This window comes from Lutimonas halocynthiae (genome assembly GCF_030409835.1).
GTDB lineage: Bacteria > Bacteroidota > Bacteroidia > Flavobacteriales > Flavobacteriaceae > Lutimonas > Lutimonas halocynthiae.
Map to the genome: position 1 here is coordinate 218,248 of NZ_JAUFQO010000004.1, position 17,239 is coordinate 235,486.

Here is a 17,239-nt window from a genome sequence, read left to right on the forward strand (position 1 = left end):
GAGGTGATCGGAAGTGAGGTGATGAGAAATGAGCAGTGAGATACTTTCTTTTGCAAATTATTTTAAATCCTGTCGTGAATATTTTTCGATTTTTCATCGGTTTTATGTAACTTAGGTGACATTAAAACCTAACCATGCCAATTAAAAGTTACCTAGCCCGTCCGCATGACGGCAAATTCAGTGAACTTCTTAATGATTTATCACATTTAAATGGCTGTGATATTATCCCGTCTACAAATCAGGAAATAGCCGTTCTGGTTACTGATACGCTTAATGAAATTGAAGACAATAAACTCCTTACGCAGATCAATGCAATTGGCAGTTTAAAGATGCTATCCATGGTTTCAGGATTTGATGTAGATTCTTAATAATTATAACCTATTATGATTAAAAAAGTTACAAGCAGAAGGGCATTCTTAAAAAAGATGGGCGCAGTATCAGCGATGACTGCAGCCGCCTCATTTTTTCCGGGAATAGTATTCGCAGAAGAGCAAATCAGCAACGCGGAATCATTTGGTGATCTTACCTGGAATAAAGCGCCATGCAGGTTTTGCGGAGTTGGATGTGGCGTGTTAATTGGTATGGAAAATAATAAAGCTGTGGCAGTTAAAGGCGATCCTAATTCTTCAGTGAACAAAGGGCTTTGCTGCGTTAAAGGATACCATCAAACAATTTGTATGTATGCCGAAGACAGACTGACTAAACCGCTAGTTAAGAAAAATGGCACTTATGTAGAAACCTCCATGGAAGAGGCCCTTGATCTAGTGGCATCAAAAATGAAAGAAACCATTGAATTACATGGTAAAGATTCAGTGGCCATGTACACTTCAGGACAATCGACTATTCCCGAAGGTTATGTCGCTTCAAAATTTATGAAAGGTGCCATAGGTACCAACAACTTAGACTGTAATGCCAGATTATGTATGGCAAGTGCTGTGACAGGATTCCTAACCTCATTTGGTGCAGATGAACCTATGGGTTGCTATGATGATATCGATGAAGCTGATGTTTTTATTACCTGGGGAAATAATATGGCCGAAATGCATCCGGTGTTGTTCTCAAGAATGCTTGACCAACAATTAAAAAGAGGCGCCCAAATAATTGATTTTGCTACAAGAACTACCCGATCGAGCACAGCATCAGATAGATCTATCTTATTTAATCCACAAACCGATCTTGCAGTGGCAAATGCCATCTGCTCTGAAATCATTAATAATGGCTGGGTAAACCAAAAATTCGTTGAAGATTATTGCAGCTTTAACAAAGGTCTTACCAATATTGGTTACGGAACTGAAGACAAATTCAATTTCACTGACAAACCTGAAAAAATTGATTTTGAAGCCTATAAAGAATTTTTAAAAGATTACACTCCTGAAAAAGTTTCTGGGATGTCTGGCGTTTCAATTAAGGATATTAAATTCCTGGCTAATTTATATGGTGACCCGAATAAAAAGGTGGTTTCTTATTGGTGTATGGGTGTTAACCAGCATACGCGTGGTACCTGGATGAACAACCTTATATATAATATCCATTTGCTTACCGGAAAAATATCGCAACCTGGCAATGGACCATTTTCACTTACAGGTCAACCCAGTGCATGCGGTACCGCAAGAGAAGTTGGAACCTTTACGCACAAACTCCCAAAAGGAGTTGTTACCAATGAAAAAAATAGAGAATTTGCTGCGAAAATATGGAAAGTTCCTGTTGAAAGAATTCCGGCAAAACCAACATATCATGCTACTGAAATGTTCAGGGCACTTGATAGAGGAGACATCAAATTTATGTGGACTCAGGTTACCAACCCATTTGTATCATTACCAAATGTTGGAAGGTATACCAAAGGGGCACAAAAAGAAGATCGATTTATAGTGGTCTCTGACGTCTTCCCTACCCCTACATCAGATGTTGCTGATGTAATACTTCCTGCTGCCTGGCATATTGAAAAAAGCGGCATGTATGGAAATTCAGAAAGAAGAACCCAGCATTGGAATAAAATGGTTGACCCTCCGGGAGAGGCTATGGCCGATGCCTGGCAAACTATTGAAGTTGCCAGAAGAATGGGATTTGAAGATCTTTTCCCTTATTCTGAGGAAAACCATGAAGAAGAAATATTTAATGAATACAGACAATTCCATGAAGGTAAAAAGCATGGTATGGCACCTTTAGAGGTTTTAAAAGAAAAATCTGGGGTTATGTGGCCATTTGTTGACGGTAAAGAAACCAAATGGCGGTATAATGCCACTTATGACCCTGCCTGTGAAAATGGTAAACAATTTCATTTCTATGGAAAACCAGATGGTCGGGCAGTGATCTGGCAAAGACCTTATGAACCAGCCGCTGAATCTCCAGATAATGAATACCCATTCTGGCTGAATACGGGAAGAGTTATTGAACACTGGCACACTGGCTCAATGACGCGTAGGATACCTGTATTGCATCAAGCCGTACCGAATGCCTATGTTGAATTACATCCTGATGATGCTGCGGCATACGGAATAAACAACGGTGAAAAAGTGAAGGTCATTTCAAGAAGAGGTACAACGATTCTTCCGGCTTCGATAAATGAAAGAGGACTACCTACCAAAGGTCAGGTTTTTGTTCCTTTTTTCGATGAAAACATGATGATCAATGATACGACCTTAGATGCATTTTGTCCGATTTCAAAGGAACCGGATTATAAAAAATGTGCAGTTAAAATAGAAAAAGTATAAGGAGTAGCATCATGAAAAGACTGTTCATCATATTTTTATTCGTTTTGCTCCTTGGGGCAACCATAGGGCTATGGAGCTATAGTTACTTTGAATCTCATGAAGAAGCAACAATAGAGACCAACAGAATTAGTGAATCTTCATCTATACCTTCAGAAGCAGGTATGTTTGAAAGATCTCACTTTGCCATGGAATATGCTATTATGCCAATAGATGAGGATTATCAAAGAGATTTAAACAGCTATTATGACAACAGAGCGTTTTACGGAGCGCCTCCAACGATTCCTCATCAAATTGAAGAAGGAGGTATTGGTGCAAATGCATGTCTGAAATGCCATGAAAATGGAGGCTTCGTCGATAAGTTTCAGGCCTACACACCTGTAAGCCCTCATCCCGAAAAATCGAATTGCGTACAATGTCATGTTCAAGTCAAGTCAACATCATTTTTTGTACCATCGACTTGGGTAAAGAATCATCCTCCGGCAACAGGAAATCAAGCTCTTGAAGGAAGCCCTCCTATTGTTCCACATTCGCTGCAACTCAGAGAAAATTGTTTGTCTTGTCATGCAGGGCCTAGTGCCGTTAAAGAGATCAGAACAACACATCCGGATAGAATAAATTGCAGGCAATGTCATGTGATTAATGAGAAGAAAACAGTTGACATTGGAACGTTTAAAAGAGAAATAAAATAATAAACCATATGCTTAGTAGTTCACAGTTAAAATTATTGACTATTACCATATTAATTCTTGTCTCTTCCTGCAAAGGAAAGAAAAAAGAATACCATAATCTTATTCATAAAATTGAATCACAAAGCGCTCAATATGAAAGAGATAGCATTCAAAACAACGATTCATTTGATATTGATGAGTTGGTTGCAATTGAAGAAAATGGCATCCATTTTTACATACAAAACCGCAAGATCAACATCAAGTCATATGCTTGCAGTGAATGTCATTCTAAACCCGTTGCTCAATTACATAAAGAAGGGCTAGGAAAAAAAGCGCATTGGGATATCACCATCAATCATGCTGACACCAAAACAATGGCTTGTTTGTCATGTCATAACGGTGAAAATATGAATGACCTGCAGAGCATCACAGGTGATCCAATCGATTTTAATAAGAGTTATCAACTCTGCAGTCAATGCCATAATCAAGAAGTAAAGGACTGGGTTGGTGGGGCACATGGTAAAAACATCAGCGGTTGGAAAAGTGAACGAGTATCAAAATTATGCGTTGAATGTCATAATCCACATCAACCACAAATTGCCAAAAGATGGCCATCGAGATATAATGCTACCATGGTAGAAGAACGTAAATAAACAGGATTAAAAAATATGATAAGCAAAGACTTTAAAAAGTGGTTTACCTTAGATCTGGGTCAGAAAGATGAGAAGCAATGCGGTTGTTCTGGTGGATCCTGTGATAACACCCCTGCGAAACCCAAAGATGGTATTGACCAGGTGTTTGATGTGAATATGAGCAGAAGGCAAGCCTTTAGAAAACTGACAGCAGGCTTGTTAATAGGTGCCGGAGCAGCTAGTGCATCGTGTTCAGTTGCAGCTGATGATACCCATAAAGAAAAATCTGAAATAGAATGGGAAGAGTATTTTAAGGGGAATTATAAATTAATGGATGAAGGTGAAAAGGAGAATACTGTTGATAGACTCGTCAGATCATATGAACTCCGAACTGGTAAAAAAATAGATATTTCTTCAAAAGATGCTGATCCGGATGTACTGTTTGGATACGCCTTTAATATCTCAAAATGTCAAGGCTACATGGATTGTGTTAACGCCTGCGTTAAAGAGAATAATCAAGATAGGGATTCCGAAATGCAGTATATACGAATCCATGAAATGAAAGATGGTCAGGGTCTCAACTTTGGAGAAGCAGATGATACTTATTATCACGAGGTTCCAGCTGCGGGTCATTTTTATATGGGTACTCAATGTTACCACTGTGACAACCCACCCTGCATTGAAGTATGCCCAGTTGAGGCTACTTGGAGAGAAGAAGACGGACTTGTTGTAATTGATTATGACTGGTGTATTGGATGTCGATATTGTATGGCTGCTTGCCCCTATGACGGAAGAAGATTCAATTGGAATACGCCTGAAGTTCCTGAAGAGGAAGTGAATAAAAATCAGCACTATTTAGGAAACAGATTAAGGAAAAAAGGTGTGATGGAAAAATGTACTTTTTGCATACAGCGAAGTAGAAATGGTGATAATCCTGCCTGTGTCGATGCCTGCCCTACTGGAGCCAGAGTATTTGGAAACCTGCTGGATCCTGAAAGTGAGATAAGATGGGTATTGGCTAACAAAAAAGTATTTAGACTCAAAGAAGATCTAGGTACAGAACCTAAGTTTTGGTATTATATGGATTAATCTTTGGAATAGAAAAACATGAAGGTACTTAAAAAATTAGTGAAAGATAGTGTGGTTTATATGACCCATGGTGGCATATATTACCATATTTGGATGGCAGTTCTTACAGCATTAATGCTGGTAGGAATGTATTGTTATTTTTTACAGTTGGAACATGGCTTGAGTGTTACCGGAATGAATGACCGCGTAAGTTGGGGGCTATATATTTCAAACTTTACTTTTTTGGTAGGAGTGGCTGCTGCGGCTGTCATGCTCGTACTTCCAACTTATATCTTACATGATATTGACTTTAAGCAAGCCGTCTTGATTGGAGAAGGTATGGCTGTTGCCGCGTTAATAATGTGTTTGGCATTTGTTGTTGCAGACATGGGAGGCCCGGCGCGTCTCTGGCATATTATCCCGTTTATAGGGGTATTTAATTTCCCGAATTCCATGCTTACCTGGGATGTTCTTGTTTTGAATGGTTACTTATTTATTAATCTTTCTATTCCTTTTTACATCTTATTCCAACGCTATCAGGGTAAAACACCAAATCCTAAAATTTATCTTCCTGGCGTCATTATATCAGTTTTTTGGGCTTTTGCTATTCACCTGGTTACTGCTTTTCTTTATCAAGGGTTACAGGCACGTCCGTTCTGGAATAATGCCTTACTAGGTCCCAAATTTTTAGCTTCTGCCTTTGCTGCAGGGCCTTCTCTGATAATAATAGCATTGGCTGTCATTAGAAAATTTACAGATTTTAAAATAGAAGATAAGACGATTAAAAAGATCGCAATGGTGGTTACTGTTGCGGCCCAAATTAATCTGATCATGTTAATTTCTGAATTGTTTAAAGAATTTTACGCACCAACTCATCATAGTGAAAGCGCTTATTATTTATACTTTGGACTACATGGGAAAGCAAAGTTAGTTCCATGGATCTGGACAGCCATTTCTATGAATGTACTGGCAACTGTTACCTTGAGTTTTCATAAATTAAGAAATAATCTGACAATATTATATATAGCGTGTGGCTTACTCTTTTTAGCCATATGGATTGAAAAAGGCTTTGGTTTGATCGTTCCTGGGTTTATTCCAGGTCCATGGGGAAAAATTGCTGAATACTTCCCTACCCTAATCGAAGTGGGTGTTACCATTGGAATATGGGCTATGGGTGCTTTTATATTTTCAATATTAGCCCGCACCGGAATCGCAATTGAAATGGGTAAACTCACTTTTAAAGATAAATCATAAGAATCTGTAATTGTTTTTATCTTCAGATATTTTTTTGAAATCAATGCTACTAAAGCATAAATAAAATCATGGATTTCTTTTATCTTTACATGAATTGAATTTCAATAATCAACCATTAATTCATGATTTCCAAGAAAACCAAATATGGTCTAAAAGCCTTGACTTACATCGCTCGAAATAACGACCGCATGGTTCCTATTGCTCAAATTGCTGAAGACGAGAACATTCCGCATAAGTTTTTAGAAAGCATTCTATTACTTTTGAGAAAAGCTGGTTTTTTGGGTTCCAAAAAAGGAAAAGGTGGTGGTTATTATCTTTTAAAAGAAGCTCCTGAAATTTACATGACCGATGTAATGAGAATTCTCGAAGGCCCAATAGCTCCGGTGGCTTGCGTTAGTTTAAACTACTACGAAAAATGCGATGACTGCGACGATGAAACTACATGCAGCCTCAATAAATTGATGATCCAGGTAAGGGATGCAAACCTTCATGTATTCAGAAATACTACGCTCGAAGATCTCAAATAATCCAATTTTAACGTCTTAAAAGTTGTGACTATCAATTATTTTTTTACATTTGCATCATTATCCTAGTAATCCGATAGGAGTTAAATGTTAAACTTAGTTAAAGTATGTTAGTCGACAAATTCTACTCGTCAAAACCCCAAGAGAATGATTCTCATAGTAAAAGTGTTATCAAGGCTATTAGCTGGAGGATCATCGGAACTATAGACACAATTCTTATTTCTTGGTGGTTGACTGGTACGCTGGCAATAGCTTTATCAATAGGTTCTATAGAAATATTCTCTAAATTTTTTCTCTATTACGGACACGAGCGATTATGGAACTTAATAAAATGGAAGTGAAATGAAAAATAATGTATTACAACTGGATTTGGCCAAAGCCAATAAATTTTTAAAAGAATTAGAACCCATTGAAATTATTGAATGGATGATGAATTTTTCAGACAATCCTATGTTGACTACAAATTTCGGCCCTTATTCGGCCAGTTTGATACATGCAGTGAACACAGTCAATAAAAACATTAATGTAGTTTGGTGTGACACTGGGTACAACACTTCACAAACCTATGATTATGCGCATCATTTAATAGATCGATTTTCCTTAAACATGGATGTTTACAGGCCAAAATCGACTTCAATTTACAAGGATACCTCACAAGGTATACCATTTATTGATACGCCTGAGCATGAATTATTTACTGAGGAAGTAAAACTTGAGCCTTTCAACAGAGCCTTAAAAGAACACCAGCCAGATGTGTGGTTCACAAATTTACGAGCAGATCAAAATGAACACCGAAGTACTTTAGATATTCTGCACATTGGTAAAGACGGTATTTTAAAAGTAAGCCCATTTTTCTATTACTCTGAATTTGAGCTAGAATTATACTTGCAAGAATTTGGGCTTCCAAATGAGAAAAGGTATTACGACCCAACCAAGGTTTTGGCTAAAAGAGAATGTGGACTACACTTATAATATAACTAATCAAAAAGAATCAAATGTTAAGCTTCAGAACTGAAATAGAGAACCCCCTAGTTCAAAAAGATATTATAGAATTGGATAAAAAGATCCAGTTGTATCAAAATGGTAAAATTGATGAAGATGGATTCAGATCACTTCGACTGGCACGCGGTATTTATGGCCAACGTCAGGAAGGTGTTCAAATGATACGGATCAAACTTCCATTTGGAAGACTTAATTCAGAACAATTACATAGAATAGCCGATGTATCGGATGAATACTCTACAGGCAGGTTACACATCACCACCAGGCAAGACATACAAATTCACTATGTGAGTCTTGACCGGACACCTGAATTATGGGCCGAACTCGAAAAAAGTGATATCACCTTAAGAGAAGCCTGTGGGAATGCTGTTAGAAATATAACGGCATCTGAAACCGCAGGGATAGATCCTGATGAGCCATTTGATGTAACGCCATATGCAGATGCTGTTTTTAAATTCTTTTTAAGGAATCCTATTTGTCAGGAGTTAGGAAGGAAATTTAAAATATCTTTTTCTTCCAGTGACAAAGACAGTGCTTTAAGTTTTATTCATGATGTTGGTTTTATAGCAAAAACACGGCTTATAAATGGCCAGGAAGTCAGAGGGTTTAAAGTGATGATGGCTGGAGGCCTTGGAGCACAACCAAGACAAGCAGATGCTGTTTTCGACTTTCTTGAAACAGATAAGATTATTCCTTTTATTGAAAGCACCTTAAGAATATTTGACAGATATGGAGAGCGGAACAGAAGGGCAAAAGCCAGACTTAAACATTTGATCTTAAATATAGGTTTGGATAAATTTCTTCAATATATAGAGGAAGAAACCAAAGCATTATCAAACCATACGGTAGCTATTTCAGCCGAGGAATCTGAAAGCATAGAAACATTGAATGAAGTTGAAGTTCCTCAGTTAGAGGTTAAAGATGAATTCGCCTATAGCAGTTGGAAACAGAGTAACGTTTTTGAGCAAAAACAACCTGGATTATATGCCATTGGCATCAAGGTACGTTTGGGTGACTTCTATACAGACAAGGCTAGAATCTTGGCCGACCTTATAAAAGAATATGCAGAAGATGAACTGAGACTTACCATTAGTCAAGGTATTCTTATCAGAAATATTAGAGAATCTTTATTGCCATTCTTTTATGAAAGATTGAGTGAATTAGGATTTACAGACATTGGTTATGGTAGCGCTTTAGACGTTACATCTTGCCCAGGTACAGATACTTGTAATCTTGGAATTGCAAGTAGTACTGGTTTGGCAAGAGAGTTGGAAAAAACTTTAGCGGATGAATTCCCGATGTATGTCAATAACAAAGATATATCCATTAAACTAAGTGGTTGTATGAATGCCTGTGGGCAACATAGTATCGCTCAAATAGGGTTCTATGGCATGTCGATGAAAAAAGGCAACCTGGTAATTCCTGCTTTTCAAGTATTACTTGGTGGCGGCACCCTGGGTGATGGCAACGGACGCTTTGCCGATAAAATTATTAAAATCCCAAGCAAAAGAGGTCCTGATGCCTTAAGGCTGTTAGTTTTTGATTATGAAGACAACAAATTGAACGACCAGTCCTTTAATGATTATTACCTCGATATAGGCAAGGAGCACTTCTATCAATTGTTAAAGCCATTGGCAGACATTTCAGAAGTTAATAAAGACATTTTTATAGATTGGGGTCATAACGAGAATTATATCAAAGCCATTGGTGTCGGAGAATGTGCTGGAGTGGTTATTGATTTGGTAAGCACCCTATTATTTGAAACTGAAGAGAAACTAGAAAACGCAAAACTTAGCCTTGAAGCCGGTAAGTGGGCAGATAGTATTTATCAGAGCTATACTGGCATTATAAATACTGCTAAAGCCGTATTGATTGGTGAAAACGTCAAAACAAATACCCAGGCTGGAATCGTAAAAGATTTTGATCATTACTTTACCAGTAACGGATTAATCCAAATGGATGGAACATTGTCAGAGCTGGTATATGAAATAAAGAACACAGAAGCATCTGCAGATTTTGCAAAAGAATATTTAGACAAAGCGCAGCATTTTTATAAATTAATAGATGCTTTAAGAACAAATGCCTTAAAAGATGAATCCTAAAGCAAAACTTACTCTTGTAGGAGCCGGACCAGGTGATCCTGAATTGATTACTTTAAAGGGAATCAATGCCCTGAAATCAGCAGACGTTATTTTATATGATGCCTTGATCAATCCTGTGCTATTAGAACATGCTCCACAGGCCATTAAAATATTTGTTGGAAAAAGAAAAGGCTTTCACCGCTATACGCAAGACGAGATCAATCAGAAGATTGTAGAAAATGCTTACGAGCATGGTCATGTTGTGCGTCTAAAAGGAGGTGATCCTTTTGTTTTCGGAAGAGGTTCAGAAGAAATTGATTATGTCGAAAATTATGGTCTGCACACCGATATTGTTCCTGGTATTTCATCCAGTATCGCAGTTCCCTCGAGTATAGGTATTCCACTTACCAAAAGAGGTGTGTCAGAGAGTTTTTGGGTCATAACGGGCTGCACATCAAGCAGAGAACTTAGTTCGGATGTGCGATTGGCAGCCCAGTCTTCTGCTACTGTTGTGATTCTAATGGGTATGAACAAACTCAGTCAAATCGTTTCTATCTTTAAGGAACTTGATAAGGAAGATACTCCTGTTGCTATAATTCAAAATGGCACACTAGAAAATCAAAACAGTGGTATTGGTGAAATGTCCACTATTGAAGACGTGGTCAAAACAAAAAATTTATCTTCTCCTGCAATAATTGTTATTGGAGAGGTTGTTAAGAATAATAATGAAATACAAAAACTTCAGGAAAATTTAGAGCTCCACTTAGCTTCCTAGAAATACAAAGATCAAAAGTGAAACTCTACATTTAGAACAGGGCCTGCCAGCCTTATTCCAAGGTTAAGATATTTATAATCAAAATCGCCATCATAGTTGATATCAATTACACTATATCCAAGCCCCAAGGCAAACAATTTACTGAATCGGTAGCTTGCTTCCCCATTGACATACCATGATGTGTGATTATTTACACCAAATCCACCGATATCAGCTTTAGTAGCAAAGAACCATCTTTTATATTGTATTGGTACTCTAAAACCAACAAGCAGTTCAAACCAATCAGGCCTGAGGTCCAACAACGCTGTATTTTCAGAATAGATATCAAGGTTGATATACCTCACACCTAGATATGGGTAAATCTTAAAGTTAAAATAGGAATCTTTATTTGATTTTTCATAAACCTTATAACCGGCAAGGCCACGCAGAATCGTCCCTTCTATATCAACATTAAACTGAACCTTATCAATATTTTCGAAGGTCAGGTTACTTGCCAACGTTGTGTGAAAACCATCAACATTAAACAACCAATTTTTAGGTGTATATGAAATATCTCCAATCAGGTAAAATGTTACCCCAAGTTCACCATTAAGCCTATCAATTATACTATTATCTCCTGATTCCGGTAACTGAGTAATGCCTCCATAGGCAAAAGAACCCCTAAACCCAGGAACCCAAATTGGAACTTTCGCGTGCCATTTTCTTTGATCAATGTCATCTAAAAATTCCAATTTAGATGCTTTATTCACCAAAGAGTCTTGCCCATAACTCACGTTGCTGAGAGATATCGAAATCAAAAGTGCAAACAGAAAAAATCTTTTATAAATTGCCATTAATCAAAATAACTAAAACCTTTTTTAGGGTCAATGGCTAATAATGTTTCATAGATCAATTTGATTACGTTTTCCACATCATCCTTGTGAACCATTTCAACGGTAGTATGCATATAACGCAATGCCAGAGAAATTAGCGCTGAAGGAACACCTCCATTTGAATAAGCAAAAGCATCTGTATCTGTTCCAGTAGCTCTGGAAGCTGCTAAACGTTGAAAAGGAATCTTGTTCTTCTCCGCTGTTTCAATGACCAATTCACGAACATTGTTTTGAACTGCTGGTGCATAAGAAATCACAGGACCATCACCTGATTTGGTTTCCCCTTCTTTCTTCTTATCGATCATAGGAGTGGTCGTATCGTGACAAACATCTGTAACAATTGCCATACTCGGTTTAATCGTGTGCGTGATCATCTCGGCTCCTCGCAATCCAATTTCTTCCTGAACAGAATTCGTAATGTATAGGCCAAAAGGTAATTTCTTATTATTTTCTTTTAATAAACGAGCCACTTCAGCGATCATAAAACCACCCATCCGGTTGTCTAAGGCCCTGCACACAAAATTATTTTTATTGAGAATCATGAACTCATCCGGATATGTAATCACACAACCAACATGAACACCTAATGCGGCAACCTCATCCTTAGTTTTGCAACCTACGTCAATAAAAATATTATCTAATTTTGGTGTCTCTTCCTTTCCTTTATCTCTTGTATGTATGGCAGGCCAGCCAAAGATGCCCTTGACAATCCCTTTCTTTGTGTGGATATTTACTCGTTTTGATGGTGCTATCTGATGATCACTCCCTCCATTTCTGATTACATAAATCAAACCGTCATCAGTTATATAATTTACATACCATGAAATCTCATCGGCATGTCCTTCAATAACAACCCTAAACTCAGCGTCTGGATTTATTACACCTACTGCCGTTCCGTAATTATCAGTTATAAACTCATCCACATAAGGTTTTAAATAATCCATCCATATTTTTTGACCTTCCGATTCATATCCGGTAGGAGAAGGATTATTTAAATATTTTTCTAAAAATGCTATTGATTTTTTATTCAGAACTGTCTTGCTTGCCATTATTATAGTTTTGTACGAAATTAAGAAATATCACATAATATTAAGAGAAAACATCATACATATTCCTAAATTTGCATATCAATTTAATTCTCTCAAATTGCAAACAAGAAATTAATGAATTGAGATTAAATTTATGAAAAAGAGTTTTGGTATTTTATTTTTAATCGTCCCCATGCTGCTGTTCTCTCAAAATACGAAGAACAAGAAGGCTCTTGACGAATTCTATATTATAAAAAATGATTCTTTAACCATTCCCTTAGATGAGGTCTTGGTGTTGAACAAGCGGGATTTTAATTCAAAAAAAGAGCGTAGATACTACTATTGGTATTACAAAAAAGTTCATAAAGCCTACCCTTTTGCTAAAATGGCTTCTGATACGCTTCTGCATATCAATGAGGAACTTGCAGGAATAAAATCAAAAAGGAAGCGGAAAAAAAAGATCAAAAGTATTCAGGAGTATATGGAAGGTGAATTTTCAGATCAATTGAAAAAACTCACACGTACTGAGGGTCGAATTCTGATCAAGCTTATAAACAGGCAAACGGGTGAAACCATGTATGAATTGATTAAAGAATACAGAAGTGGCTGGAAGGCTTTCTGGTATAATTCTACGGCCAATATGTTCAGGTTGTCACTAAAAGAAGAATATAAACCCAGCGAAGAAGGACTCGATTTTATTGTTGAAGACATTTTACAAAGGTCATTCATTAATGGGACCCTTGAAAAACAAGAGCCCAAGCTTGATATTGATTATTTTCAGCTTCTCTCTCAATATCATGACATCGATATAGAGAAGGAGATTACTGATTATATTGACAAGTACATGAAATAAATTCAACCTCCAGGCAAGGTAGAAGCATTAGGATCCATCCGATGCTCGCGATCATCAAACTCATCAGTAATCCTCTTAATCTGTTTATCAATTGTTGCCTTCTCGGTCATATATTTAGGGGCCAATGATTCTTGTCCCGGAAACTGTTCAATCATCATAGTAGTAGAAGGGAAAGCAAATTCCACCCCTAAAGCCGCTGCAAGTCTTACAATACCCATATGTAGAATATGTTTTGACTCTTGCTCTTGCCCCCAATCAAGACCTTTAAAATAAACATTGATCATGATATTCAATGAAGACGATCCAAATGAGATGAAATCTACATTATAAGATTGACTTTTTGTTGATGGATGTAAGGCTATTAATTTTTTAATGCCTTCAACAAAAGCTTCCAGCAGTTGTGGCGGCGTATCATACCTTACACCTACTTCAGTAGTATATCGCCTAAAAACTCTTAGGCCTTTATTATTAATATCTGCCTCGGATATTTTACTATTTGGAACCTGAAACAAGGTTGTATCAGCACCTCGAATTTTAGTTGACCTAAACCCTACTCTTTCAACAGATCCTTCAACACCTCCAAATTCAATCCAGTCATCTAGTTGGAAAGGTTTGTCCAAAAAGATCACCATTGTTCCAATCAAATTCTTTACTGAATCCTGTGCCGCAAAGGCTACCGCTACACCACCTATTGAGGCACCTGCCAAAACCGTTGTCGGATCTACACCGAAGAGCGTCAATATATGTAAAAACCCGATTAAGACGATGATTCCCTGCAGTACTTTATTCAAAATTGGCGCTAGTTGTCTGTCTAATTTTGTCTTTTCTTCAGGGTTATGTTCATGGTAAAAATTTAATACTACTTTTAATAATTTCAAGACAACAAAGATCCAGAATACCGTCTCGGCAATCTTTAAACCCGTTAACATCAACGCATTTAACTTTACCATTTGCAAAGAAGGAAGTACCTTTTTAATAAATCGAATAATAACAATAAACACAATTGGTTTAGCCAATTCATGCAATACCGCCATGGTTTTACCGTCTGATATTTTCCTGAAAAACACGCGTTGTATTAATCTCAAAATAAAGAACATAATGGGTTCCAGGACATAAAAAAGAATGATACATATAATGATGGTGAGAATAACCGCAATGGGTTTCCAGATCAATATCTCATTTACAGTTGTTTTAAAAAACTCAGGAAATTTTTCATTGAACCAGGAAAATTCTAAAGGAAAAGTATCCTTATAAATTTTATCTAAGTTCTCAACAGTCTCTTCTGAATAATACCAATAACTTCCTCGTTTTTCAATATAAACCTCGGGCAATCGAACTGGAAACGGAGCGTAGCGATTCTTATTCTGATCTAAAGTTCGCCTGCCAAAATTTACGGTATCGATGTACTTGGCATCAACAGGAACTTTATTAAAATCTATAATTAACCCATTTCCATCATAAATTTCTTTGATTCTTTTTGCAATGAACTGTGCTTCTGCTCGCTTGACACCTTTCACTGTGGTCGCAGACTTAGCCAAGTCATAATTTTCAGGTGTTAAAAAATAAATATGAGTAAAAAGAGTCGAATTAGGAGTCCTAAGATCCACTTTAACCTCAGTTTGAGAGTAACTATAAAGTGAAACAAAAAGAAGTAAATAGGCTAGTTTTTTCATGAAAATACAATTTTGACTGGGGCTAAAGTAATAATATTATACCAAAAACAGATTGCGCTACTTTGATTTAATCTATTAATTATCAAAATTATAATTACTATCGAGAAGATTTTCTTTTTTGCTTTAAAACACTGGTATAACCATCACTTTGAGGAACTTGAGTTTTTCCTTTTTTAGCAGATTTATTGCCTCTTTTGTTTTCTGTGGGTAACAAGCGCTCCATAAGGTCAGTTCTTCCCACTCTCTGAAGTGTATTCCTAATCCAGTTTTGATTCTCCTTTTTATACCAGAAAAAGAAACGATGTTGCTCGTCTTTGTCTTTTTTTGATTTAGGAACGTATGACTTTTTTAAAGTATAGGGGTGGTAACCGCTATAGTATATGACGGTAGCAACCGTCATTGGCGTTGGTGTAAACCCTTGGACCTGTTCCAACTGAAAGCCCATATCTTTTGTCTCTGCGGCAAGATTTGCCATGTCCTCTAGCTGACTTTCCGGGTGATTGGAAATAAAATACGGTATGAGCTGTAGGTTTAATTTCTTTCTTAAGTTAATCTTATCAAAAGTCTTCTTAAACTCATGAAAGTAAGAGAAAGAAGGTTTTCTCATCAATTTTAAAACCGGATCTGAAGTGTGTTCAGGTGCCACCTTAAGCCTGCCTGAAACGTGCTTAGTAAGCACTTCTTCAGTATAATCTTCAAGCTCTTTCGGATCAGCATTCTTATTAAATTCGGGCACGAGCATGTCGTATCGGATACCACTACCAATAAAAGACTTCTTGATTTTTGGGTTTTTATCAATGGCTTGATACAAATCTGTCATGGGCTTATGTGAGGTATCCAGGTTATGACAAATAACTGGTGAAATACAAGATGGTGCTACACAATTATCACAAATGCTTTGCACTTTCCCTTTCATCTGATACATATTAGCCGAAGGCCCTCCAACATCAGACAAATAGCCTTTAAAATCATCCATCTCTGTAACCGCCTGCACCTCTTTCAATACTGATTCCTGACTTCTACTGGCAATAAACTTTCCTTGATGGGCTGAAATGGTACAAAAACTACATCCACCAAAACATCCCCTATGCGTATTGATCGAAAACTTGATCATTTCGTAGGCCGGAATGGGGCCGCGCTTATCGTACTTCGGATGCGGCAATCTTGTAAACGGAAGATCGTATGAAGCATCAATTTCCTTTTCTGTCATGGTCGGGAAAACCGGGTTGATTACCAAAGTTCTTCCACCTACTTTTTGAAGAATTCTCCTGCCATGAATCTTATTAGACTCTTGTTCTATGGTCTTGAAATTTGCGGCAAAGGTTTTCTTGTCCTTTAAACATGCTTCATGAGAACTTATTTCTTTATCCTCCCATTGTTTATTCTTAGGTAAATTATCACCAGCCTCTACTAAAAAAGCTGTTTGCTTTATCGTTTTGATAGATTCAAATGGCACCCCTTTTTTTAACAAATTTACCAGTTCTCTTAAAGGCTGTTCTCCCATCCCATAGACCAGAAGATCTGCTTTTGAGTCTTCAAGAATATTGGGTTTAAGTGAGTCACTCCAAAAATCATAGTGTGTAACACGTCTTAAAGACGCTTCAATTCCACCAATTACAACAGGTACATCCGGAAATTTCTCCTTAAGAATTTTACTATAAACAGTTGTAGCATAATCTGGTCGAAAACCTTTATCACCATTTGGCGTATAAGCATCCTTGTCACGTCTTCTTTTGTTCGCTGTATAATTACTAACCATTGAATCCATGGCTCCGGAAGTCACTGCAAAAAACAAATTAGGAGTTCCTAACTTTTCAAAATCCTGAAGGTTATCATTAACATTGGGTTGCGGCACTATGGCAACACGAAGGCCATAACTTTCTAAAATACGCCCTAAAGCTGCGGGACCAAACGCGGCATGATCAACATAAGCATCTCCGCTAAAGATAATTACATCAAGATCTTCCCAGCCTCTGATCTTCATTTCTCTTCTCGTGGTGGGCAACCAATCTGTTAATTGAGGTGTCTTTTGCATTTTGCAAAGGTAAGCCTATTTTAAATATCCTCTACATCTCACATAAGTGATCAATTTTACAAT

16 protein-coding genes are annotated in these 17,239 nt (G+C 37.2%); 12 read left to right on the forward strand and 4 right to left on the reverse strand.

Going from position 1 to position 17,239, the window contains the following annotated elements; genetic code table 11:
* The first annotated feature begins 134 nt into the window (after positions 1 to 134).
* The 11 genes from QWY87_RS06755 to cobA all read left to right on the forward strand — a co-directional run bounded on the left by QWY87_RS06755 (position 135) and on the right by cobA (position 10,715).
* The gene (locus QWY87_RS06755) at positions 135 to 368 is read left to right on the forward strand and encodes a hypothetical protein (protein WP_290289705.1); all 234 of its coding nucleotides are present in this window, start codon (positions 135 to 137) and stop codon (positions 366 to 368) included.
* A gap of 15 nt (positions 369 to 383) precedes the next feature.
* On the forward strand, positions 384 to 2,711 hold the full coding sequence (locus QWY87_RS06760; RefSeq protein WP_290289707.1) for a molybdopterin-dependent oxidoreductase: 2,328 nt from the start codon (positions 384 to 386) through the stop codon (positions 2,709 to 2,711).
* An 11-nt stretch (positions 2,712 to 2,722) separates the two neighbouring features.
* On the forward strand, positions 2,723 to 3,400 hold the full coding sequence (locus QWY87_RS06765; protein WP_290289710.1) for a nitrate reductase cytochrome c-type subunit: 678 nt from the start codon (positions 2,723 to 2,725) through the stop codon (positions 3,398 to 3,400).
* Positions 3,401 to 3,408: 8 nt separating this feature from the next.
* Positions 3,409 to 4,032, forward strand: coding sequence for a cytochrome c3 family protein (locus tag QWY87_RS06770; protein ID WP_290289711.1), 624 nt, complete (start codon positions 3,409 to 3,411; stop codon positions 4,030 to 4,032).
* A 15-nt stretch (positions 4,033 to 4,047) separates the two neighbouring features.
* Entirely contained in the window at positions 4,048 to 5,100 is a 1,053-nt protein-coding gene (locus tag QWY87_RS06775; RefSeq protein WP_290289713.1) for a 4Fe-4S dicluster domain-containing protein, read from the forward strand.
* Between the two features lie 18 nt (positions 5,101 to 5,118).
* Complete coding sequence (gene dsrP, locus QWY87_RS06780) at positions 5,119 to 6,333, forward strand: sulfate reduction electron transfer complex DsrMKJOP subunit DsrP (RefSeq protein ID WP_290289716.1); 1,215 nt, start codon at positions 5,119 to 5,121, stop codon at positions 6,331 to 6,333.
* A gap of 122 nt (positions 6,334 to 6,455) precedes the next feature.
* Positions 6,456 to 6,860 carry an RrF2 family transcriptional regulator gene (locus tag QWY87_RS06785; RefSeq protein WP_290289718.1) on the forward strand — a complete coding sequence of 135 codons (405 nt, stop codon included), beginning with the start codon at positions 6,456 to 6,458 and terminating at the stop codon, positions 6,858 to 6,860.
* Between the two features lie 104 nt (positions 6,861 to 6,964).
* A complete protein-coding gene (locus tag QWY87_RS06790; protein ID WP_290289720.1) occupies positions 6,965 to 7,198 on the forward strand; it encodes a DUF2061 domain-containing protein in 234 nt (77 codons plus the stop codon).
* 1 nt (position 7,199) lies between these two features.
* A complete protein-coding gene (locus QWY87_RS06795; RefSeq protein WP_290289722.1) occupies positions 7,200 to 7,829 on the forward strand; it encodes a phosphoadenosine phosphosulfate reductase domain-containing protein in 630 nt (209 codons plus the stop codon).
* Positions 7,830 to 7,852: 23 nt separating this feature from the next.
* Complete coding sequence (locus QWY87_RS06800; RefSeq protein ID WP_290289725.1) at positions 7,853 to 9,961, forward strand: ferredoxin-like domain-containing protein; 2,109 nt, start codon at positions 7,853 to 7,855, stop codon at positions 9,959 to 9,961.
* Positions 9,951 to 10,715: a uroporphyrinogen-III C-methyltransferase gene (cobA, locus tag QWY87_RS06805; RefSeq protein WP_290289727.1), complete on the forward strand. Its 765-nt coding sequence runs from the start codon at positions 9,951 to 9,953 to the stop codon at positions 10,713 to 10,715. The genes QWY87_RS06800 and cobA overlap by 11 nt, the downstream gene beginning before the upstream one ends.
* Positions 10,716 to 10,726: 11 nt before the next feature.
* Here the strand turns inward: cobA and QWY87_RS06810 are convergent, their stop codons facing one another.
* Together QWY87_RS06810 and QWY87_RS06815 are read right to left on the reverse strand one after the other, a co-directional pair.
* Complete coding sequence (locus tag QWY87_RS06810) at positions 10,727 to 11,548, reverse strand: hypothetical protein (RefSeq protein WP_290289729.1); 822 nt, start codon at positions 11,546 to 11,548, stop codon at positions 10,727 to 10,729.
* Entirely contained in the window at positions 11,548 to 12,636 is a 1,089-nt protein-coding gene (locus QWY87_RS06815) for a M42 family metallopeptidase (RefSeq protein ID WP_290289731.1), read from the reverse strand. The genes QWY87_RS06810 and QWY87_RS06815 overlap by 1 nt, the downstream gene beginning before the upstream one ends.
* A gap of 133 nt (positions 12,637 to 12,769) precedes the next feature.
* On the opposite strand from QWY87_RS06815, the gene QWY87_RS06820 reads away from it, so the two are divergent.
* Positions 12,770 to 13,468, forward strand: coding sequence for a DUF4294 domain-containing protein (locus tag QWY87_RS06820; protein ID WP_290289733.1), 699 nt, complete (start codon positions 12,770 to 12,772; stop codon positions 13,466 to 13,468).
* Positions 13,469 to 13,470: 2 nt separating this feature from the next.
* Here the strand turns inward: QWY87_RS06820 and QWY87_RS06825 are convergent, their stop codons facing one another.
* Together QWY87_RS06825 and QWY87_RS06830 are read right to left on the reverse strand one after the other, a co-directional pair.
* Positions 13,471 to 15,141 (reverse strand): mechanosensitive ion channel family protein, encoded by a 1,671-nt coding sequence (locus QWY87_RS06825; RefSeq protein WP_290289735.1) that lies wholly within the window; start codon positions 15,139 to 15,141, stop codon positions 13,471 to 13,473.
* Between the two features lie 97 nt (positions 15,142 to 15,238).
* On the reverse strand, positions 15,239 to 17,176 hold the full coding sequence (locus QWY87_RS06830; RefSeq protein WP_290289737.1) for a YgiQ family radical SAM protein: 1,938 nt from the start codon (positions 17,174 to 17,176) through the stop codon (positions 15,239 to 15,241).
* Positions 17,177 to 17,239 lie beyond the last annotated feature (63 nt).